Raw genomic sequence first — 20,530 nt, 5'->3', positions numbered from 1 at the left:
GTTGCTTTGACCCGTGTGCTTCGCCAGCGCTCATGATCGACTGGCCTCATGCACCAGACAGAGGCAAACGGCCTGCGAACTCCGGGCACCCGATCATCCGCTCACGCACCGAGCCCCGAATGCTCCGCTCTGGCGGCGTTCTTCTCACCAGAAGAGCGCCGCCGGCTCACTCTTGACGGCCTGCTGAATGATCTCGGCGGCGTGCACCTCCCGTGGTTTGCAGCCAGCACTCCCCGAGCGCGGGCCGCCTCCCTGCCGACGCTGCCCGAGCCACTGGTCTGGGCAGGACGAACCGCTGCCTGGGTCTGGACGGGGTCACGCCGCCGCCCGTTCTATGAGGCGATGACGGCTCCCGGTCGACGCTGGGACATCCGTCGCGACGCCCTCGGCTCCGGAGTGATCTGCAGAATTCGCCATATGCGGCTGCAGCACTCGCACGTCGACGCTCTCGACCGCGCTCGCGTCACCGGCCCGACGCGCACCGCGAGAGACCTCGCCATGACGCTCGAGCATCCTGATGACTGTGTGCTGCTGGCCGACCTCGCGGCGCAGCACCGCCACGCGGTCGAACGGGCGCTGCCCATGCTGCCCGCCGGCGATCAGACGCAGCACTCCGCGCATGCGCGACGCGCGCTGCAGCAGGCGCTCGCGCTCAGCCGTTGACGCGGTAGACGTCGTAGACGGCGTCGATGCGTCGCACGGCGTTCAGGATGCGATCGAGATGCACGGTATCACCCATCTCGAAGACGAACCGAGAGAGCGCCAGACGGTCGTCAGAGGTTTTGACGGAGGCTGAGAGGATGTTCACATGATGCTCGGAGAGCACCCGAGTGACATCGGAGAGCAGACCGGAGCGATCGAGGGCCTCGACTTGGATGTTCACCAGGAACACGCTCTTGTGCGTCGGTGCCCACGAGACCTCGACCATTCGATCATGCTGGTTCTCATTGAGGTCGGCAACGTTGCGACAGTCGGCTCGGTGCACTGAGACGCCTGCGCCGCGAGTGATGAAGCCCACGATGTCGTCGCCGGGCACCGGAGTGCAGCACTTCGCCAGCTTGACCATGACGCCCGACTGACCGCGCACCAAGACCCCGGAGTCGCTGGTGGCCGCGCGCTGATGCGTCGTCGGATGCGGATGCGCCATGATCGGCAGTTCGCTGGTCGTCTCATCGAATTCGTCGAGTTCGATGCGCTCGATGACCGATTGAGTCGAGACGTGTCCCTCGCCGAGCGCCGCGTACAGCGCCCCGATGTTGGGGTACCCGAGGCCTGACGCGACCCGTGTGAACGCCTGCTGATCGCCGATGACGCGCAGCGGCACTCGGTTCTTGCGCAGCGCCCGCTGCAGGGCCTCTTTGCCGGCTTCGATCGACTCGTCGCGGCGCTCTTTGCTGAACCACTGGCGAATCTTCGCACGGGCTCGCGGGCTCGTCACGAACGAGAGCCAGTCTTTGCTCGGCCCGGCGTCCGCAGAGCGCGAAGTCAGGATCTCCACGACTTCGCCGCTGGCGAGTCTGGTGTCGAGCGGCACCAGACGACCGTTCACCTTCGCTCCCATCGCACGGTGACCGACCTCGGTGTGCACCGCGTACGCGAAGTCGATCGGCGTCGCGCCGCCGGGCAGACCGACGACCTTTCCCTGCGGGGTGAAGACGTAGACCTCTTTGGCGCCGATCTCGAATCGCAGCGAGTCGAGGAACTCCCCCGGGTCTTTGGTCTCGGACTGCCAGTCGGAAAGGTGCTGCAGCCAGACCAGCTCCTGGTTGATGCCCTGCTCGGCGGTCTGATTCATCACCGGCTTCGCCCCGCTGGCCTTATAGAGCCAGTGCGCAGCGACCCCGTACTCGGCGCGCTGATGCATCTCGTAGGTGCGAATCTGAATCTCGACAGGGCGTCCGTCCGGACCGATCACCGATGTGTGCAGCGACTGGTACAGGTTGAACTTCGGGATAGCAATGTAGTCTTTGAAGCGCCCGGGAATCGGGCTCCACCGGGCGTGAATGGCGCCGAGAGCGGCGTAGCAGTCTCGGATCGAGTTCACCAGGATGCGAATGCCCACGAGGTCGTAGATCTCGTCGAACTCACGCCCGCGAACCACCATCTTCTGGTAGACGGAATAGTAGTCTTTCGACCGTCCGACGACCTCGGCCTTGATCCGCTGTCGACGAAGATCGTCGTCCACCATCGAGATCACGCGCTTGACGTATGACTCGCGCGCCGGCGTGCGCTCTTTGACCAGACGCACGATCTCGTCGTAGACCTTCGGGTAGAGCGCCTTGAACGAACGGTCTTCGAGCTCGTGCTGCAGGGCACTCAGGCCCAAACGATGAGCGAGCGGCGCGTAGATTTCAAGCGTCTCTTTGGCCTTGCGTGCCGCTTTCTCAGGCGGCACGAAGCCCCACGTCCGTGCGTTGTGCAGTCGGTCGGCCAGCTTGATCACGATTACTCGCACATCGCGAGCCATCGCGACGACCATCTTGCGAACAGTCTCGGCCTGGGCGTTCACCCCGTACTTGACTTTGTCGAGCTTCGTGACGCCGTCGACCAGCATGGCGATCTCGGCCCCGTAGTCGGCCGTGAGCTGATCGAGCGTGTAGTCGGTGTCTTCGACAGTGTCATGCAGCAGCGCAGCCGCCACGACTTGGGCTGATACGCCCAAGTCGGCCAGAATCTGCGCCACCGCGATCGGGTGGGTGATGTACGGTTCGCCGCTCTGACGCAGCTGCCCGTCATGGGCGGCATAGGCCGTCAGATACGCCCGCCTGATCAGTGCGAGGTCTTCTTTCGGATGATGGTGCCGAACCGTCTGCACCAGTTGCGAGACCTGAGCGTCAAGACCGGTCGCCGGCCGCTGGAAGAGACGCGGCAGGCCGAGACGTCGTGGGGCTGACGGTGTTGACTGCTGCTGTGGCTCAGGCATGGTGTCGCCCCCTGATCGGTCGTGCGCTGTGGTGCTCCTGATGACTACTTCAGAGTACTCGGTTCGCCCGCAGACGTCGCATCGCCCGCCATCGCCTCTGTCGCCTCGCCAGCAGACGATCCTGCAGCCTCGAGTTCGGCACGATGCTCGGCGACGACTTCGTCATGCGCGACGATCTTCGGCTCTCTGCTGCGCAGCAGCGCATAAGTGGGCGCGGCCAGGAAGATCGTCGAGTACGCACCGACCAGGATGCCGATGAAGAGCGCCGTCGAGATGTCACGCAGTGTTCCCGCACCGAGCAGCCCGCCGATGAACAGAATGGATGCGACCGGAAGCAGCGCCACCACCGTGGTGTTGATCGAACGAATCAGCGTCTGGTTGACGGCGAGGTTGACCAGTTCTCCGAATGTTCGCGTCTTCTGTTCTTCGAAGCCGCGCGTGTTCTCACGAATCTTGTCGAAGACCACGACGGTGTCGTACAGCGAGTAGCCGAGAATCGTCAGAAAGCCGATCATCGCCGAGGGGGTGACCTCGATGCCGACCGCACCGTAGATGCCAGCGGTGACCACGAGGTCATGGAAGAGGCTCAGCATTGCCGCGAGCGACATCTTCCAGGTTCGGAAGTAGATCGCCATCAGCACCGAGGCCAGTACGAGGAAGATGATCAGACCGCGCAGCGCCTGCGCTCCGACGTCCGCACCCCAGCTCGGGTTGATGTATGACACGGCCACGTCGTCGCCCGGCACCTGATACGTCTGTGCCAGAGCCGACGAGATCTGCTTCGACTCGTCTTCGCTGACCTGGTAGGTCTGCACACGAATGGTGTCGTCGCCGATCACGGCGATGCGCGGCTCGATCTCGCTGTTCTGCAGCACCGATTCGACGGCGTCACGCGCCGGCTGCTCCTGGGGGTCAACAACGTGCGTCACGCGGAACTCACTGCCTCCGCGGAACTCGATGCCGAGGTTGAACCCGCCCCGGGCGATCGGGAGGATCACCGAGAGCAGGATGAGCACGGCTGCGATGAGGTACCACACCTTCCAGCGACCGATGAAATTGACTGAACGCTTGCCTGAGTGCAGGTCGAAGCCCAACTGCGAGAAGGCGGCCATCAGCGCTGCTCCCCATTCTTCTCATCGGCTGCCGAGTCTGTCTGGGCAGCGTCTTTCTGTGCGTCGTTCGTCGAGGCGGCCTCGGCTGAGTCGACGCCGTCATGCGGATGCGGTTCGAAGCCCGCAGCGCGCGCCTTGCGTTCGGCGATGGTCAGGCGGCGTTCGGCCTCGCCGGCAGCCCGGCGCGACTTCTTCGCTTTGCGACTGCCTGGTTCGGCGGATTCTGCCGCCCGAGCGGCGAAGTCCAGGTTCAGGCGTCCCCGATAGGCGTTGCCGAGCATCTGCGGGTTCAGTCCCGAGAAGTGATGGCCCTCGCCGAAGAACCGTGTGGTCGCAAGCAGCTGCATCATCGGGTGGGTGAAGAGCATGACCACCACGAGGTCGACGATGGTGGTGAGCCCCAAGGTGAAGGCGAAGCCCTGCACACCGCCCACGGCGAGCACATAGAGCACGACGGCCGCGAGGAAGTTCACCATGTCCGAGGCCAGAATCGTGCGCAGCGCACGCTTCCAGCCGACCTCGACGGCGGGGATGAGCGTCGACCCGTCTCTGAGCTCGTCGCGTATTCGTTCGAAGTACACGATGAACGAGTCAGCCGTGATGCCGATCGCCACGATCAGGCCGGCGATGCCGGCCAGTGACAGGCGGTACCCTTCTGTCCACGACATCAGTGTGACGAGCAGATAGGTGATGCCCGAAGCGAGCACCAGTGACACGATGGTGACTAGGCCGAGGGCACGATACTGGAAAAGCGAGTACACGACGACGGCCAGCAGACCGATCGCACCGGCGATGAGGCCGTAGACCAGCTGCTGGGATCCGAGTGTCGGAGTGATCTTGTTCTGGCTCTGCACATCGAAGCTGATCGGCAGTGCGCCGTACTTGAGCTGATCCGCAAGCGTCTGCGAGCTCTCCTGGGTGAACTGCCCGCTGATCTGCGCGCGTCCGTCGGTGATGATCGCATTCGAGGTGGGTGCCACGATGACTTGTCCGTCGAGCACGACGGCGAAGCGGTTGGCCGGCTCGGTCTGGCTGGTGAGGTCGCTCGTGACCTTGTGGAACATGTCGGTGCCGACATCGTTGAATTCGATGTTCACGACCCAGTTGTTGGTGACGGTGCCGTTCTGACCGGCCTGCTGGCCCGCCTTGGCGTCGCTCAGCTGTTCGCCGTCGAGCAGCGCTCCGTCGGCTTTGTCATCCTGACGGTCGACCGGAGCGAGCAGCAGCTTCTCGCCGTTTGCGCTGCAGGCGATCTTCGGCAGGTCGGCACTGTTGACGCTGGTGCCGTCGGCATCGACCGAGGCACGGTTCGGCACGGGGTCGGCCATCTTGTACTGCTGCTGCGATGCGGCGTCGTCTCCGTTCTCCGGAGTCGATCCGTCTGCGGGAACCACGCAGCTGTATGCGTCGAACTGCGAGATGATGTCGTTCGACGCCTTCGTGCGAGCGGCGTTCTCGGTGGGATCCTCGCCGTCGAGCGTCGGCAGCTTCTCGGTGACGCCCGGCGTCGTCGGCGTCGTCGAGGTGGCGGCAGCGGAGCGCCAGACCCGACGAAACTCGAGCTTCGCAGACGACCGGATGCGCTGCAGCTGCTCGTCGGTGGGGTCGCCTGGAAGACTGATGACGATGTTGCGGCCGCCCTGCGTCGTGATCTCGGCTTCGGAGACGCCACCGGCGTCGACACGCTGGCGCATGATGCTCTGCGCCTGTTTCATCTGGTCGGCGCTCGGGTCGCTGCCGTCCTCGGTCTCTGCGGCGAGCACGATCTCCGTGCCGCCCTGCAGATCCAGCGCCAGCTTCGGCGTCGCCGAAGCTCCGCCCCAAAGGATGCCGCCGCCCAGGGTCGCCGCGAGAGCGACGATCACCACCCCGAGCCAGATCAGAGACTTGCGTGCCTGTCGCACCGGACCGCTTGCTGCCACTGTGTCGTTCTTCCTCGTCGTCAAGAGCACACGACCTGCCGGTCAGCGCACCGAACCGAGCGGTCGTTCCCCCCGGCTGCGTGGCCGTCTCATCTCTTCGAGACCGGACCACTCATGCGAATGAGCCGATGCACGTGGGCATCGGCTCATTCGCATGTCATCTAGTTGTTCTTGGGCTTGTCGTCATTCTGCGACGACGCATCGTCATGATCAGCGGTCGTGTCATAGTTCGAACCGCCGTTGTAGCGGTCGTTCTCGTCGCTGCGCAGGCCGTACTTCGGCGAGCCGTCCTCATCGGTGAGCGGCTCGGCAGCCGGGGTCGAGTCGCTCGCCACGGCGGCGGCCGGAGCATCGTCGACGGGAGACGATTCGATCTTGGTGATCGTCTGACGGTGCACGCGCACGAACGTTCCCGGCGTCGACTCGAGGGTCACGGTGTTGTTCGCCTCATCGATGTCACGGATCGTGCCGAACAGGCCGAAGCTGGTCATGACCTGGGCGCCGACGACGGCCTTGTCCTGGGTCTGCTTCGCCTCCCGCTGTCGTTTCTTGTTGTTGCGGAACGTCACGAAGATCAGCACGACGAATACCGCCAGCAGAATCAGAAGCATTGGATCCATGGAATAAAACTCCACTCTCATCGTCGGTTGCGGTCATCGGGCACGCACAGACGACCCGATCCAAGAGACTAGGCTACCCTAATCGTCCAAAAGCGTGGGCTGTGCGTTCCCTGCGGACGAGAGTTTCGCCTTCGGCGGAATCAACCCCAGATGCAGCCAGGCGTCACGCGATGCGACACGGCCCCGAGGGGTCCGCAGCACGAGACCGCTGCGCACCAGGTACGGTTCGACGACTGACTCCAGAGTGTCGGTCTCCTCGCCGACGCTCATCGCCAACGGGCCGAGCCCGACCGGTCCCCCGGCGAACTGTCGGATCAGCACGCCGAGCACGTCTCGGTCGAGCCGATCGAGGCCGAGCTCGTCCACCTCGTAGAGCGACAGCGTCGACGAGACCGCCTGCAGAGGATCCTCGTCGGGGTGCACGATGAGGTAGTCGCGAACACGGCGCAGCAGCCGGTTCGCGATGCGAGGCGTTCCTCGTGACCGCGAGGCGATCTCGGTGATGGCGTCTTCGCTCAGTTCGATCTCGAGCAGACCCGCGGTTCGATGCAGCAGCTGTGCGAGTTCATGAGGCGGATAGAACTCCATGTTCGCGGTGAACCCGAAGCGGTCGCGCAGCGGTGCGGGCAGGGCACCCGCGCGCGTCGTCGCACCGACCAGCGTGAACGGCGCCAGCTCGAGCGGAATCGACGTCGCACCAGGCCCTTTGCCCACCATGACGTCGACGCGGAAGTCCTCCATCGCGAGGTACAGCATCTCTGCAGCCGGCTTCGCGATGCGGTGGATCTCGTCGATGAAGAGAACCTCGCCCTCGGTGAGCGAGCTGAGGATGGCGGCGAGATCGCCGGCATGGGTGATCGTCGGGCCACTCGTCAGGCGCAGCGGTCGCCCCAGGTCATGCGCGACGATCATCGCCAGAGTCGTCTTTCCGAGTCCGGGAGGTCCCGCCAGCAGAATGTGATCGGCTGCACGCTCTCGCACTCTGGCGGCCTGCAGCACCAGATCGAGCTGTTCGCGCACTCGGCGCTGACCGACGAACTCATCGAGATGCTGCGGCCGGAAAGCGACGTCGTTGGCCGAATCGCGGTCGTCGAGCGGCGTCGGCGAGACGACGCTCTCAAGAGGCGCAGACGCTTCGCCGCGCGGGGTCTCGTCGCCCGCCGACGATCCTGGACGGCGCCTCGAACTCATCGAGCACCCCCGAGCAGGGCGAGCGCAGCTCGCAGCAGTGCGTCATCGCCTTTGGCGCCCACTTCGACGGCTCGCGCGACGGCCTCCTGCGCGTCACGCTCGGCCCACCCGAGGCCGACCAGAGCCGCGACCACGTTGACCGAGACGGCGGCGGATGCCGTGGACGTCTGCTGCGCAGGCGCCGGTGGTGCGATGCGGCCGGCAAGCTGCACGGTGATCAGCTTCGCGGTCTTCGCACCGATGCCGGAAATGGTCTGGAACGTCTTCGCATCTTCGTCGGCCACCGCCTGAGCGATGCGCTGCGGAGAGAGACCGCTCAGCACGGCGAGAGCCAGCTTCGGTCCCACACCGCTCACGGTGCGCAGAACGTCGAAGAGGCCTTTCTCCTCGGGAGTGCGAAAACCGAACAGCGTGACGGCGTCCTCACGCACGATCATGACGGTGAGCACGCTCACCTCGCTGCCCTCGCGCAGGCTCCGAGCCTGTTCTGCCGTCACCGACACCAGGTACCCCACTCCGTTGACGTCGATCAGCAGCTGGTCGGCGCCGGCGCTGACGACAGTGCCCCTCAGAGATCCGATCATCCTCGCCTCATCTTCCACTGCCCCGTCTTCGCCGCATCGCCTGCTGTGCGTTTGGAATTTGCCTGGCCGCGTTCGCGACCCAGCCGCCACTGCCGCTGCGCCGCCGTCTCGCCGGCCGGCGCGACGGCCTTCGTGTCGCTCGCAGTCGGCTTGAACGACTCGCAGATCGCCACGGCCAGGGCATCGGCGGCATCGGGCGGTCCGTCGACGTGGTCGATGCCCAGCAGCCTCGCGACCATGTGCTGCACCTGCGACTTGTCGGCTCTTCCGCTGCCGGTGACCGCAGCTTTCACCTCACTGGGCGTGTGCAGCACCAGCGGTATGTCGGCTTCGCCTGCGAGATGCATCACTGCGCCGATGATGTGCGCGACGCCCATCACCGACGGCAGGTTCTGCTGAGCGAAGACGCGTTCGACCGACACGGCTCGAGGCCGATGTCGCCGTATCAGCCGTTCGACCTCATGTGAGATCCGATGCACGCGAACCGCGATGTCGGCGGCCGGGTCGGAGCGGATCACGCCCACGTCGACCAAAGCGACGCGACGTCCCGGGTGCGACTCCACGACTCCGAACCCACAGCGGGTCAGGCCGGGGTCGATGCCCAGGATGACCGACATGTCAGTCTTCTTCGGCCAGCGTCTCGACGATCTCGTCGCTCACGTCGAAGTTGCCGAACACGTTCTGCACGTCGTCGCTGTCTTCGAGCGAATCGATGATGCGGAACAGCTTGCGTGCCGTGTCGATGTCGACATCGATCTGCAGACCGGCGACGAACTCGTTCTCTGCAGAGTCGTAGTCGATGTTCGCGCCGACCAGGGCCTGCCGAACGGCCACCAGGTCGTTGGGCTCGCTGATCACGCGGAAGCTGTCGCCGTTGTCGATCACTTCTTCGGCTCCTGCGTCGAGCACCGCCTCGAGGATGGAATCCTCGGTGACACCGTCAGCCTTGGCTACGGTGACGACACCCTTGCGGCTGAAGTTGTACGCAACCGATCCCGGATCGGCCAGCGTGCCGCCGTTGCGGGTCAGCGCGGTGCGCACGTCGGCCGCTGCGCGGTTCTTGTTGTCGGTGAGGCACTCGACCAGCAGCGCGACGCCGCCCGGAGCGTACGCCTCGTACATGATGGTCTCGTACTTCGCACCGCCGTCGACCTCGCCCGAACCGCGCTTGACGGCGCGGGTGATGTTGTCGGCCGGAACCGAGTTCTTCTTCGCCTTCTGAATGGCGTCGAAGAGGGTCGGGTTGCCCTCAGGGTCGCCGCCGCCCAGGCGTGCGGCCACCTCGATGCCCTTGATGTACTTCGCGAAGGCCTTGGCGCGCTTCGCGTCGATCGCGGCCTTCTTGTGCTTCGTGGTCGCCCATTTGGAGTGGCCTGACATGTGACTCCTTGTTCGTGATCTCTCGATGAATCTTACTCGTGATGACGATTCGGTACTCCGGTGGCCCGCTGAGCCGACTCGACCAGTGACCGTCGACGGATGCCGTGCGCCGCAGCAGCGTGCGGTGTCGGCCCGACGCGAATCGCTACTCGGCCGCGGCAGCGGCCTTCGCCTGCTGTGCTGCCACTTCGGCCAGTGCGACGGCCGGCGCCTCGACGCCGGAAGCGGACGTGGCATCCACCGCGCTGCTGACCTGCACCCTGGCGTCGGCGAGTCCGCGCAGCCAGGTGATCGCCTCGGCGACGGGCACACCGTTGCACTGCGAGCCGTCACGGAAGCGGAAGCTCACCGTGCCCGACGAACGGTCGTCCTCGCCGGCGATGAGCATGACCGGAACCTTCTGCTTCGAGTGCGTACGGATCTTCTTGGGCATGCGGTCATCCGACGTGTCGACGCTGGCACGCAGCCCGACGGCACGCAGCTGCGCCGCGACATCCTCGAGATACGGTGCGTACTCGTCGGCCACCGGGATGCCGACGACCTGCTCTGGTGCGAGCCACAGCGGGAACGCGCCAGCGTAGTGCTCGGTGAGCACGCCGAAAAAGCGCTCGATCGATCCGAAGAGCGCGCGGTGAATCATCACCGGGCGCTGCAGCGTGCCGTCGGGTGCGGTGTACTCGAGGCCGAACCGCTCAGGCAGGTTGAAGTCGAGCTGCAGCGTGCTCATCTGCCAGGTTCGGCCGATGGCGTCGCGCGCCTGCACCGAGATCTTGGGCCCGTAGAATGCGGCGCCCTCTGGATCGGGCACGAGTTCGAGACCGCTCGCCTCGGCGACCTCTCGGAGTGTGCGGGTCGCCTCTTCCCAGACCGCATCGTCTCCGACGTACTTCTTCGGATCCTTCGTCGAGAGCTCCAGATAGAAGTCGTCGAGACCGTAGTCTTTCAGCAGGTCGAGCACGAACTGCAGCACGCTGGTGAGCTCGTCTTTCATCTGCTCGCGCGTGGTGTAGATGTGCGCGTCGTCCTGGGTGAACCCGCGGGCACGAGTCAGACCGTGGATGACGCCGCTCTTCTCGTACCGGTAGACGGTGCCGAACTCGAAGAGTCGCAGCGGCAGGTCACGGTAGCTGTGCGCCTTGCTCGAGTAGATGAGGTTGTGCATCGGGCAGTTCATGGGCTTCAGGTAGTAGTCCTGCCCCTGACGCCTGACGTTTCCCTCTGCATCGAGCTCTTCGTCGACGTGCAGGGGTGGGAACATGCCGTCGCTGTACCAGTCGAGGTGACCGCTCACCTCGTACAGGTGTGATTTCGTGATGTGCGGGGTGTAGACGAACTGATACCCGGCCTCTTCGTGACGCTGACGCGAGTAGTCTTCCATCACCTTGCGGATGATGCCGCCCTTGGGGTGGAAGACCGGAAGGCCGGAGCCGATCTCGTCGGGAAAGCTGAACAGATCGAGCTCGACGCCGAGCTTGCGGTGGTCGCGCTTCGCCGCCTCAGCGAGGCGGTGCTCGTAGGCCTTGAGCTCCTCTTTGGTCGGCCAGGCCGTGCCGTAGATGCGCTGCAGCTGCGCGTTCGCCTGATCGCCGCGCCAGTAGGCCGCTGCGGTGCGCAGCAGGTCGAAACCGTTGCCGATCAGACGGGTGTTCGGCAGGTGCGGTCCGCGACACAGGTCGCACCAGATCGTCTCACCGCTCTTCGGGTCGACGTTGTCGTACATCGTGAGGCCGCTGCCGCCGACCTCGACCGACTCTTCGTCGTCACCTGCGTTGCCCTTGAGGCCGATCAGCTCGAGTTTGTACGGCTCGTTCGCCTCTTCGACGCGGGCGTCGGCCTCTGAGACGGGACGACGCACGAAGCGCTGCCCCTGCTTGACGATGCGCTGCATCACCTTCTTGATCTGTTTGAGATCTTCGGGGGTGAAGGGCTCCTCGACGTCGAAGTCATAGTAGAAGCCGTCGGTGATGAACGGACCGATCCCCAGCTTCGCGTCGGGGCGAACCTGCTGCACCGCCTGTGCCAGCACGTGCGTCGTCGAGTGACGCAGAATGTTGAGCCCGTCCTCGCTGTCGATCGTCACCGGCTCGACGGTCTCGCCCTCGGCGACGGTGCCGGCGAGATCGCGAAGCTCTCCGTCGACTCGCTGGGCGACGACGTCGCGGTGGTCGGCGAAGAGATCGGCGCCGGTCGTTCCAGCTGCCACCTCTCTGTGCTCGCCGTTGACAGTGATGGTGATGGGTGACGACACCGGAGCTCCTTGAGCATGGCCGCGCCGACCGATACGAAGCGGTCCGCGCGTGGGTGATTGCTGTTGACCTGACTATCCTACCGCAGGGTGTGCGCAGCCTTGGAAAAGTACGCTATACTTGTCGAGTTGCCTGAAAGGCAGCAGTCGTTTGGGCGATTGGCGCAGTTGGTTAGCGCGCTTCCTTCACACGGAAGAGGTCGCTGGTTCGAGTCCAGTATCGCCCACAGTAAGACAGCCCCGGAATCACGCGGATCGCGTGGTATCGGGGCTGTTCTCGTCTCATCTCGCAGGTGAGGGGCTGTGTCGAAGAGCCTCTCAGGCGCACGGCCAGACACGACGGTCACAACATGTGTCCGCTCCCTGGCTCAGTGGCCAATCGTATTCACTCCCACCAGGATGCTCAGTTCGCAGCAGAAGCCTCCTAGAATGCGAATCACCTGGTGATGCGCCAGGGGCTGTCAGACGCAACGAGGCGTCGACCGGCCGAGATGCAAGGAGGCATCAGCATGATCACCAAACGCGTCAGCCCAGTCGTCATCGACGGCCAGCGGTATTTTCCACTTGAGCGCCCAGAGCAGCTGCCTCGTGAGTTCGGCAGCATCGAGCTGTTCATACGCAACAAGGTGCCGGTGCGATTCACCCGAGTCGCCGACAACACCTGGGTTGTGCACCGCACTGATCGCCCGGGCTCGACCGGCGTGCTCGTGGATGACCCCGAGGGCGACGCAGAGGCCAGGAGCGGGGTCACTGTGAAGGCTCCGGAGGCTCACGAGTCGAACCGTCCACGTCCCCGTTTCATCTATTCCGCGGCTGCAGCCACCAACGTCGGTCTCCCCGATTGGCGAATCCCGCTGCAGCGCGTCTCATGGGACGACTTTCTGAAGTTCTTCGAGTCGGCATCAGTCTGATCACTGAGAGAGACGAAAACAGCGGCCCCGCATCCGTAAGATGTGGGGCCGCTGTTCTGCTCAGCAGGTCAGTCGACGATCAGTGTGCCAGCCGATTGCGGTGGTTCTCAAATGAGAAGCCGATGACGGTCACGACCAGCAGCGCACCGCCGATGATCGTCATCCACGTTCCGACGGCCAGGCCCAAGAAGATCACTCCAGCTGCCAGCGAGAGCGCGAAGGGCCACCAGCTCCACGGGCTGTACCAGCCGTAGTCGGGGTCGGCGTCTTCGATCTTCGCCTCGAGATCATCCTCAGGAAGGGTTCCGCCTGCGTTCTTCGACGCCTTGTAGAAGTAGAAGGCGGGAAACCACGCCATGCCGATGCCCAGGGCCAGCACGGTCGCACCTGCGGGCTCGATCGGAACGGCAGGGTTGAACAGGCCGACGCCGTCGTTGACGAACGCGAGGCTGCACACGAAGTATGCGACCAGACCGACCAGGAAGAACAGGCCGATGCCGAAGAAGATATGTGCTGCAGTCTTCATTCTCAGTTCTCTTTCTTGTCGCTCGCCGCACGGACGGCCGGCACGTCGGCGAGAGCCTCATGTCGATCTGCCTGCTCGGTCTGCTTGGCCGTGGCGAGTGCGAGTTCGGGATGGTGCAGGTCGAACGCCGGACGCTCCGAGCGGATGCGCGGGATCGCCGTGAAGTTGTGCCGCGGCGGCGGGCAGCTGGTGGCCCATTCGAGCGAGCCGCCGAAGCCCCAAGGATCGTCGACGTTGACGCGCTTGCCGTAGCGAGTGGTCATGTAGACGTTCCAGAAGAACGGCAGGAACGAGATCGCCAGAATGGCGGCACCGATGGTCGACACCTGGTTCAGCACCGTGAAGCCGTCCTGCGGCAGGTAGGTGTAGTAACGACGAGGCATGCCCATCGCGCCCAGCCAGTGCTGCACGAGGAACGTCGTATGGAAGCCGATGAACAGCAGCCAGAAGTGCACCTTGCCCAAAGTCTCGTTGAGCATCTTGCCCGTGAACTTCGGCCACCAGAAGTACAGACCGGCGAACATGGCGAACACGACGGTTCCGAACAGCGTGTAGTGGAAGTGCGCCACGACGAAGTAGGTGTCAGACACCTGGAAGTCGAGAGCAGGGCTGGCCAGGATCACACCGGTGAGTCCACCGAAGCAGAAGGTGATCAGAAAGCCGATCGACCAGAGCATCGGAGTCTCGAAGGTGAGAGACCCTCGCCACATCGTGCCTATCCAGTCGAAGAACTTCACGCCCGTCGGAATGGCGATGGCCATCGTCATCAGTGAGAAGAACGGCAGCAGCACCTGGCCGGTGACGTACATGTGATGCGCCCAGACGGTCGCGGAGAGGGCCGCGATCGAGATCGTCGCGAGAACCAGTGTGCGGTAGCCGAAGATCGGCTTGCGACTGAAGACCGGAATGATCTCTGAGACGATGCCGAAGAACGGCAGCGCGATGACGTAGACCTCAGGGTGCCCGAAGAACCAGAACACATGCTGGAAGAGCATGGCTCCACCGGTCTCTGGATCGAAGATGTGCGTGCCGAACTTGCGGTCGGCGAACAGAGCGAAGAGCGCAGCTGCGAACGGCGGGAACGCCATGATCACCAGGATGCTGGTGACCAGCGTGTTCCAGGTGAAGATCGGCATACGCCACATCGTCATACCCGGCGCACGCAGCGAGACGATCGTCGCGATGAAGTTCACCGCACCCATGATCGTTCCAAAGCCGGACATGGCGAGGCCAATGACCCAGAGATCGCCGCCCATACCGGGTGAGTACGTCGACGTCGACAGTGGGACGTAGGCGGTCCAGCCGAACGAGGCTGCGCCCTGAGGCGTGAGGAACCCGGCGACCGCGATGAGCGAACCGACGGTGTACGTCCAGTAGCCCAGCGCGTTCAGGCGCGGGAACGCGACATCCGGTGCACCGATCTGGAGTGGCACCAGGACGTTTGCGAAACCGGCGAAGAGCGGTGTCGCGAACATCAGCAGCATGATGATGCCGTGCATGGTGAAGAGCTGGTTGTACTGCTCTTTCGTCGGGATCACCTGAAGGCCCGGCTCGAAGAGCTGCGCTCGGATGAGCAGGGCCAGCACGCCGGCGAACAGGAACCAGACGAACGACTGGACGATGTACAGGTAGCCGAGCGTCTTGTGGTCGGTCGTCGTCAGGAATCTGACGATCGAATGGCCTTTCTTACCCAGCTTGGGCGAGTAGCCCGCGACTGCTGTTGCGGAAGTCATAGTTCTCTTCCCCTCAATTCTCTGTCACGGCAGCAGCGCTGTGCGTGTGCTCGGCATCATCGGAGTTGTATTTCAGATCTTGGCGGCGGTCGAGCTCATGCCCGAGTGCGCCGGTGTTGCCACGCTCGCGGAGCTCCGCGATGTGAGTCTGGTACTCGCTGTCGGAGACGACCTTCACGTTCATGAGCATCATCGAGTGGTACTCGCCGCAGAGCTCGGCGCACTTGACCGGGAACGTTCCTTCTTTCTCAGGAGTGAACGTCCAGTAGTTGTTGTGCACGCCCGGAAGCAGATCTTTCTTGTACAGGAACTGCGGCACCCAGAACGAGTGGGCGACGTCGCGAGCGTCGAGCTTGATCTTGACCTCTTTGTTCACCGGGAGGTACAGCGTCGGCAGCTTCGACTCGTCGAACGTCGGGCCGCTGACATAGTCGGCCTGAATGCCGGCGTCTTCGTGAACGTCAGGGTCGCCAGCAGTGGTGAGGTAGTTGATGTCCCAGCTCCACTGTTTGCCGACGACCTGCACCTGAACGTCGGCTCCGTCGTAGGCAGGCGTCGCCTTGGCCTCGGTTGCCGACTGCACATGGACGGTCGCAATGAAGAACCCGATGATCAGCACGAACGGCACGGCGGTGTACAGAACCTCGATCGGCAGGTTGTAGCGAGTCTGCGACGGAACGCCGGTGTCACCCTTACGACGCCGGTAGACGACGACGCACCACACGACCAGGCCCCAGACGACCAAGCCCACGCCCAAGAGCACGACCCATGAATGAACCCACAGATCAGTGATCTGCTGAGTGTGGTCAGTGGTGTCTGACGCGGGGAGAAACCCTCGCTTCGCATCATCTGAACACCCGCTCAACGCCAGGGCCGCGATGCCCAAGACGCCGCTCGCAGCGACGGCTCTCTTCACTCTCGAACGCACCATTGTTCCTATCGGTAGCTTCTGAACGCAGCATCGACATACATCGACGCACTATCCATATTACCCACTCCGAACCGTCTCACTGACCATATGCACACCGAAAGACTGAATTCTCCGTGCATCGGCTGTGAAATTCACAGCATGAGCCCTGAGCCCGTGGGCCTGGACGCCGCGACACGCAGACGGCGGTCACCGCCCGAGACTCACACTCGGGTGGTGACCGCCGTCTGACGAAGCCGAAGAATCAGTGGAACGAGTCGCCGCACGCACATGACCCCTGTGCGTTGGGATTGTCGATCGTGAAGCCCTGCTTCTGAATGGAGTCTTCGAAGTCGATGGTCGCACCGTCGAGATAGGGTGCGCTCATCTTGTCGACGACGACTTCGACTCCCTCAGCGAACTCGGCGAGCAGATCGTCGTCGAGCAGCCGCTCATCGAAGTAGAGCTGGTAGATCAGGCCTGAGCAGCCCCCGGGCTGAACGGCAACACGCAGGCGAAGGTCCTCACGGCCCTCCTGTGTGAGCAGAGCGTGCACTTTCTCCGCCGCGGAATCGGTGAGCGCGACGTTGTGCTTCTCAATGGTGTCGGTTGCCACGATGGTCTCCTTCTTCAGCTGCACCGCACGTCATCGACGCCCGGCGATCTCTGCAAGCATCCTACGTCGTTTCCAACGTCGTCGCGCACTGGTGTGTTCCCAGCACTGCGGAGTTTCGCCGTGCAGGGCCGGCTCGGGCCATCGCCATGCCGGTTGGCGTCGCTCCGGCACCGCATAGAATGGAGCAGTGCGTCGGAGACGGCGCCCGAAGGTCGGCGCTCCGCGTCGATCTGGCACACCTCGACTTCCAGGAGCAGCACGCGTGAGCAGCAGGCACCACGATTCCGCACAGGGCAACGATCAGAATGAGTCGACTGACGAGACGTTGCATCAGGGCAAAGGGCGCCCCACCCCGAAACGCCGTGAGGCTGAGGCCCGAAACCAGCGGCCACTCATTCCGAACGATCGCAAAGAGGCGAAGGCTCGTGCCCGTTCCGAAAGAGAGAAGGCACGGCTCGGTATGGCCGCGGGCGACGACCGGTTTCTGCCGGCCAAAGAGAAAGGGCCGCAGAAGCGTCTGATTCGCGACTACGTGGACGCCCGCTGGTCACTGGGAGAGTTCATGCTTCCCGTGATGATCATCGTCATCGTGCTGACCTTCATCCGCGAGCCGATGATCGTCACGATCTACACCGTCGGTCTGTGGGTCTTCGTCGCCGCTCTGCTCATCGACTCGTTTGTGATCGGACGAAAAGCACGGAAGATCGCGGCCGACCGCTTCGGCAAAGACGAGGTCGAGAAGGGTCTCGGCGTCTACGCTGCGATGCGCGCGATTCAGATGCGCGGCATGCGTCTGCCGAAGCCGGCGGTCAAGCGCGGCGAGTTCGACCCGAACCGCCGCCTCTGACTCAGCGGTACGCGGCTGCGGTCAGCTCGGCGAACGATGAGAAGCGGCTGCGCTGCAGCCGCTTCTTCAGCTGCCGGTTGATCTGTCGGGCCCACCCCGGGCCGGCATAAATGAACTCTGAATAGCCCTGCACGAGTGTCGCCCCGAGTTCGAGGCGCTCCCACACGTCAGCTGCGTCGCGGATGCCGCCCACAGAGACGATGGGCAGGCGGGCTTCGTTGTGTGCGGCGAGCAGACGCAGCACTTCAAGGGAGCGATCGTGCAGTGGCCGTCCTGAGAGACCTCCGGCGCCCATGCGCTCCACGGTCGCGGGGTCGGTGGTGAGCCCTTCCCGCGACACTGTGGTGTTGGTCACGATGATCCCAGCGAGCCCGAGCTCGGCCGCCATCGCCAAGATCGCGACGAGTTCGTCATCGCTCATGTCCGGAGCGATCTTCACCAGCACCGGCGTTCTGCCGGCGACCTCGCGAATGCCGCTGAGCAGTGGCTGCAGCGTCTCCACATGCTGCAGCGAGCGAAGCCCCGGCGTGTTCGGGCTGCTCACGTTGACGGCCAAGTAGTCGGCGAGCGGCGCCAGCGTTCTGGCAGCCCGCTGGTAGCTCTCGGGGGCCTCTTCGAGCGGGACGACTTTGTTCTTGCCGATGTTGACGCCCACCCGCAGCGCTGATCGCCGATCGCGCGCACGAAGGCGTTCCGCAGCCGCGGCCGCGCCTTTGTTGTTGAAGCCCATGCGATTGATGAGCGCACGGTCGGCGGGCAGCCGAAACAGTCGAGGCCGAGGGTTGCCCGGCTGCGGATCTGCCGTGATGGTGCCGACCTCGACGTGGCCGAAGCCGAGGTCACCAAGCGCCTCGAACATGACCGCGTTCTTGTCCAGGCCCGCAGCGATGCCGAACGGTGTGGCAAAACGCTGGCCGAACGCTTCGACTTCGAGCAGTTGATCCGGACGTGTGCTGGCTCTCGCGACGGCACCGACGCCAGTGGCATGGGCGACGCGCAGCAGCGCGACGGTGAGCACGTGCGCCTTCTCGGGGTCCATGCGGGTGAGCACGTTGTCGAACAGCAGCCGGTAGATCATGCGTCGCCCTTCTTGGTGCTCTTCGCGGTGGCAGCCGCCTGGTCATTCGCAGCCTCGTGTGCGGCTGCTCGGCCGCGGAGTCGTTTCACGGCCTCTTCGAAGTCATCAATCGACGAGAAACTGCGGTAGACGCTCGCAAAGCGCAGATACGCAACCTCGTCGAGTTCGAGCAGCGGCTCGAGAATGGCGAGTCCGACGTCATGCGACTTGACCTCGCTGGCGCCGCTCTGCCGAATGGTCTCTTCGACGCGTTGGGCGAGCAGGGCGAGGTCACTGTCGCTGACCGGCCGGCCTTGGCAGGCCTTGCGCACACCCGCGATGATCTTGTCACGTCGAAAAGGCTCGAGCACTCCCCCGCTCTTGACCACTGACAGCGATGCCGTCTCGATCGTGCTGAACCGACGACCACAGGCCGGGCACTGGCGACGGCGGCGAATGGACGTTCCGTCGTCGGACGTGCGAGAGTCGACGACCCTGGAGTCTGGGTGGCGGCAGAAAGGACAGTGCATCGGTGACTCAGGCCTTGCTCTCGAATCGTGCGGCGATGCTTTCGGCGTGTGCGTTCAGCTTCTCGGCCTCGGCGAATCGTTCGATGGGCTCGGCGATCTCGGCGAGGCCCTCACGCGTGTACTCGATGATCTGCTGCGGACGCAGGAAGGTGTAGGCGCCCAACGCCGGGCTGAACCGCGCGCGCCCACTCGTCGGCAGCACGTGGTTTGACCCTGCCATGTAGTCGCCCAGCGGAACCGGAGAGTAGGGGCCGACGAAGATCGCGCCGGCGTTGCGCACCCGATCGGCCAGCTCTTCGGCGCTCTCAGTGATGATCTCAAGGTGCTCGGGAGCATAGGCGTCGCTCACCGCGAGCGCGGCATCGAGGTCGTCGACCAGAACCACGGCCGACTGCTCTCCGTTCAGTGCGACTGAGGCACGTTCCCGGTTGGGAGTGTGATCCAGACGAACGCTCAGTCGCGCACGAACCTGATCGGCGAACGTCTCGGAATCGGTCACCAAGACCGAGGAGGCATCCTCGTCGTGCTCGGCCTGACTCAGCAGGTCTGCCGCGACCAGATCGGCGTCAGCGTGTTCGTCGGCGATGACGAGAATCTCGGTCGGACCGGCGACGGAGTCGATGGCCACGTCACGAGAGACGGCCAGCTTCGCGGCGGCGACGAAGGCGTTGCCGGGCCCGCTGATCACATCGACGGCGTCGAGCCCGATCTCAGGCACCCCGTAGGCCAGCGCAGCGATCGCTCCGGCTCCGCCGAGGGCGTAGATCTCGTCGAGCCCGAGCAGACCGGCCGTCGCAAGGGTCAGGGGGTGCACGGCGCCGCCGAATGCCTGCTGCGCCGGCGAGACGAGCGCCAGCCGCTGCACACCTGCGACCTGTGCGGGCACGACGTTCATGATCACGCTCGACGGGTACACCGCCTTGCCACCGGGCACGTAGAGCCCCGCAGCCTGCACCGGTGCCCAGCGCTGGGTGATGCGCGACCCGCCGGGAAAGGTTGTGACGACCGGCTCGCGCAGCTGAGCCGCTGTCGCCTTGCGCACGCGTTCGATGGCGATCTCGAGCGAGTGGCGGATGCTCGGATCGAGTTCGCGAACCGCGGCGTCGATCTCGGCCTGGCTGACCCGGAACTCGTCGATCTGCACGTGGTCGAACCGCTGAGCCTGATCGATCAGCGCCGCGCGACCGTTCTCTCGCACGTCGGCGATGAGCTGCTGCGCAGCCTGCTCGGCGGCGGCCACGTCATGGTGCGGGCGAGGAAGCCGGTCTCTGAGAGAGAGGGAGTGGACGTTCTGCTCGCGAAAATCGATAGTGTGCATCACACACCACAGTCTACTCTGCGCCCCGTGTCGACACTGTTCTCCGTGTCGGCTCTGCACCCAAGTGTCGACGCGGCCCAAGTGTCGACGCTGTCCCCAGGATCGACG

General features: G+C 64.2%; 19 protein-coding genes and 1 tRNA gene. 4 read left to right on the top strand and 16 right to left on the bottom strand.

Features of this window, described 5'->3' with window-relative positions; genetic code table 11:
* The first annotated feature begins 48 nt into the window (after positions 1-48).
* Positions 49-663, top strand: coding sequence for a hypothetical protein (locus F8O09_RS00900; RefSeq protein WP_158053628.1), 615 nt, complete (start codon positions 49-51; stop codon positions 661-663).
* Here F8O09_RS00900 and F8O09_RS00895 read toward each other — a convergent pair.
* From F8O09_RS00895 to thrS, 9 genes are all read right to left on the bottom strand, one after another.
* On the bottom strand, positions 653-2,923 hold the full coding sequence (locus tag F8O09_RS00895; RefSeq protein WP_158031592.1) for a RelA/SpoT family protein: 2,271 nt from the start codon (positions 2,921-2,923) through the stop codon (positions 653-655). The genes F8O09_RS00900 and F8O09_RS00895 overlap by 11 nt on opposite strands.
* A gap of 44 nt (positions 2,924-2,967) precedes the next feature.
* Positions 2,968-4,035 (bottom strand): protein translocase subunit SecF, encoded by a 1,068-nt coding sequence (gene secF, locus F8O09_RS00890; protein WP_158031593.1) that lies wholly within the window; start codon positions 4,033-4,035, stop codon positions 2,968-2,970.
* A complete protein-coding gene (gene secD, locus F8O09_RS00885) occupies positions 4,035-5,957 on the bottom strand; it encodes a protein translocase subunit SecD (protein ID WP_158053627.1) in 1,923 nt (640 codons plus the stop codon). Before secD ends, secF begins: the two co-directional genes overlap by 1 nt.
* A gap of 161 nt (positions 5,958-6,118) precedes the next feature.
* Positions 6,119-6,577 carry a preprotein translocase subunit YajC gene (yajC, locus tag F8O09_RS00880; RefSeq protein WP_192497503.1) on the bottom strand — a complete coding sequence of 153 codons (459 nt, stop codon included), beginning with the start codon at positions 6,575-6,577 and terminating at the stop codon, positions 6,119-6,121.
* 78 nt (positions 6,578-6,655) lie between these two features.
* Positions 6,656-7,768: a Holliday junction branch migration DNA helicase RuvB gene (gene ruvB, locus F8O09_RS00875; RefSeq protein ID WP_158053625.1), complete on the bottom strand. Its 1,113-nt coding sequence runs from the start codon at positions 7,766-7,768 to the stop codon at positions 6,656-6,658.
* Complete coding sequence (gene ruvA, locus F8O09_RS00870; RefSeq protein WP_158031597.1) at positions 7,765-8,352, bottom strand: Holliday junction branch migration protein RuvA; 588 nt, start codon at positions 8,350-8,352, stop codon at positions 7,765-7,767. The genes ruvB and ruvA overlap by 4 nt, the downstream gene beginning before the upstream one ends.
* On the bottom strand, positions 8,349-8,969 hold the full coding sequence (gene ruvC, locus F8O09_RS00865) for a crossover junction endodeoxyribonuclease RuvC (RefSeq protein ID WP_158053624.1): 621 nt from the start codon (positions 8,967-8,969) through the stop codon (positions 8,349-8,351). The genes ruvA and ruvC overlap by 4 nt, the downstream gene beginning before the upstream one ends.
* Position 8,970: 1 nt before the next feature.
* Positions 8,971-9,732, bottom strand: a complete 762-nt coding sequence (locus F8O09_RS00860) for a YebC/PmpR family DNA-binding transcriptional regulator (protein ID WP_158031599.1) — start codon at positions 9,730-9,732, stop codon at positions 8,971-8,973.
* Between the two features lie 145 nt (positions 9,733-9,877).
* Positions 9,878-11,980, bottom strand: a complete 2,103-nt coding sequence (gene thrS / locus F8O09_RS00855; protein WP_158053623.1) for a threonine--tRNA ligase — start codon at positions 11,978-11,980, stop codon at positions 9,878-9,880.
* A 150-nt stretch (positions 11,981-12,130) separates the two neighbouring features.
* Between thrS and F8O09_RS00850 the strand changes: the two genes are divergently transcribed.
* Both F8O09_RS00850 and F8O09_RS00845 read left to right on the top strand, forming a co-directional pair.
* A tRNA-Val gene (locus tag F8O09_RS00850) sits at positions 12,131-12,204 on the top strand.
* A gap of 282 nt (positions 12,205-12,486) precedes the next feature.
* The gene (locus F8O09_RS00845; protein ID WP_158031601.1) at positions 12,487-12,888 is read left to right on the top strand and encodes a hypothetical protein; all 402 of its coding nucleotides are present in this window, start codon (positions 12,487-12,489) and stop codon (positions 12,886-12,888) included.
* A 79-nt stretch (positions 12,889-12,967) separates the two neighbouring features.
* Here the strand turns inward: F8O09_RS00845 and F8O09_RS00840 are convergent, their stop codons facing one another.
* From F8O09_RS00840 to F8O09_RS00825, 4 genes are all read right to left on the bottom strand, one after another.
* Positions 12,968-13,414 (bottom strand): cytochrome c oxidase subunit 4, encoded by a 447-nt coding sequence (locus F8O09_RS00840; protein WP_158031602.1) that lies wholly within the window; start codon positions 13,412-13,414, stop codon positions 12,968-12,970.
* A gap of 2 nt (positions 13,415-13,416) precedes the next feature.
* Positions 13,417-15,147, bottom strand: coding sequence for a cytochrome c oxidase subunit I (gene ctaD / locus F8O09_RS00835; RefSeq protein WP_158031603.1), 1,731 nt, complete (start codon positions 15,145-15,147; stop codon positions 13,417-13,419).
* Positions 15,148-15,160: 13 nt separating this feature from the next.
* Positions 15,161-16,078, bottom strand: coding sequence for a cytochrome c oxidase subunit II (coxB, locus tag F8O09_RS00830; RefSeq protein WP_158031604.1), 918 nt, complete (start codon positions 16,076-16,078; stop codon positions 15,161-15,163).
* A 241-nt stretch (positions 16,079-16,319) separates the two neighbouring features.
* The gene (locus F8O09_RS00825; protein WP_318655640.1) at positions 16,320-16,670 is read right to left on the bottom strand and encodes an iron-sulfur cluster assembly accessory protein; all 351 of its coding nucleotides are present in this window, start codon (positions 16,668-16,670) and stop codon (positions 16,320-16,322) included.
* A 262-nt stretch (positions 16,671-16,932) separates the two neighbouring features.
* Here F8O09_RS00825 and F8O09_RS00820 point away from each other — a divergent pair, with 262 nt between their 5' ends.
* Entirely contained in the window at positions 16,933-17,517 is a 585-nt protein-coding gene (locus F8O09_RS00820) for a DUF3043 domain-containing protein (RefSeq protein WP_158053622.1), read from the top strand.
* 1 nt (position 17,518) lies between these two features.
* Here the strand turns inward: F8O09_RS00820 and F8O09_RS00815 are convergent, their stop codons facing one another.
* From F8O09_RS00815 to hisD, 3 genes are read right to left on the bottom strand one after another with little or no spacing between them, the layout of a single operon-like run.
* A complete protein-coding gene (locus F8O09_RS00815; RefSeq protein WP_158054401.1) occupies positions 17,519-18,592 on the bottom strand; it encodes a quinone-dependent dihydroorotate dehydrogenase in 1,074 nt (357 codons plus the stop codon).
* Entirely contained in the window at positions 18,592-19,104 is a 513-nt protein-coding gene (gene nrdR / locus F8O09_RS00810) for a transcriptional regulator NrdR (RefSeq protein ID WP_158031606.1), read from the bottom strand. The genes F8O09_RS00815 and nrdR overlap by 1 nt, the downstream gene beginning before the upstream one ends.
* 7 nt (positions 19,105-19,111) lie before the next feature.
* Positions 19,112-20,422 (bottom strand): histidinol dehydrogenase, encoded by a 1,311-nt coding sequence (gene hisD, locus F8O09_RS00805; protein ID WP_158053621.1) that lies wholly within the window; start codon positions 20,420-20,422, stop codon positions 19,112-19,114.
* Positions 20,423-20,530: the final 108 nt, after the last annotated feature.

Source organism: Pseudoclavibacter sp. CFCC 11306, assembly GCF_008831235.1.
Lineage (GTDB): Bacteria > Actinomycetota > Actinomycetes > Actinomycetales > Microbacteriaceae > Pseudoclavibacter_A.
The sequence above is the reverse complement of the archived record's forward strand: the minus strand, read 5'-3'. Positions and strand labels throughout refer to the sequence as shown.

What these genes read in the sequence shown, in the direction of transcription:
- ruvB (WP_158053625.1), bottom strand. Translation starts at nt 7,768, where the DNA reads ATGAGTTCGAGGCGCCGTCCAGGATCGTCGGCGGGCGACGAGACCCCG.
- F8O09_RS00840 (WP_158031602.1), bottom strand. Translation starts at nt 13,414, where the DNA reads ATGAAGACTGCAGCACATATCTTCTTCGGCATCGGCCTGTTCTTCCTG.
- yajC (WP_192497503.1), bottom strand. Translation starts at nt 6,577, where the DNA reads ATGGATCCAATGCTTCTGATTCTGCTGGCGGTATTCGTCGTGCTGATC.
- nrdR (WP_158031606.1), bottom strand. Translation starts at nt 19,104, where the DNA reads ATGCACTGTCCTTTCTGCCGCCACCCAGACTCCAGGGTCGTCGACTCT.
- F8O09_RS00900 (WP_158053628.1), top strand. Translation starts at nt 49, where the DNA reads ATGCACCAGACAGAGGCAAACGGCCTGCGAACTCCGGGCACCCGATCA.
- hisD (WP_158053621.1), bottom strand. Translation starts at nt 20,422, where the DNA reads ATGCACACTATCGATTTTCGCGAGCAGAACGTCCACTCCCTCTCTCTC.
- secF (WP_158031593.1), bottom strand. Translation starts at nt 4,035, where the DNA reads ATGGCCGCCTTCTCGCAGTTGGGCTTCGACCTGCACTCAGGCAAGCGT.
- ctaD (WP_158031603.1), bottom strand. Translation starts at nt 15,147, where the DNA reads ATGACTTCCGCAACAGCAGTCGCGGGCTACTCGCCCAAGCTGGGTAAG.
- ruvA (WP_158031597.1), bottom strand. Translation starts at nt 8,352, where the DNA reads ATGATCGGATCTCTGAGGGGCACTGTCGTCAGCGCCGGCGCCGACCAG.
- coxB (WP_158031604.1), bottom strand. Translation starts at nt 16,078, where the DNA reads ATGGTGCGTTCGAGAGTGAAGAGAGCCGTCGCTGCGAGCGGCGTCTTG.
- F8O09_RS00895 (WP_158031592.1), bottom strand. Translation starts at nt 2,923, where the DNA reads ATGCCTGAGCCACAGCAGCAGTCAACACCGTCAGCCCCACGACGTCTC.
- ruvC (WP_158053624.1), bottom strand. Translation starts at nt 8,969, where the DNA reads ATGTCGGTCATCCTGGGCATCGACCCCGGCCTGACCCGCTGTGGGTTC.
- F8O09_RS00860 (WP_158031599.1), bottom strand. Translation starts at nt 9,732, where the DNA reads ATGTCAGGCCACTCCAAATGGGCGACCACGAAGCACAAGAAGGCCGCG.
- F8O09_RS00845 (WP_158031601.1), top strand. Translation starts at nt 12,487, where the DNA reads ATGATCACCAAACGCGTCAGCCCAGTCGTCATCGACGGCCAGCGGTAT.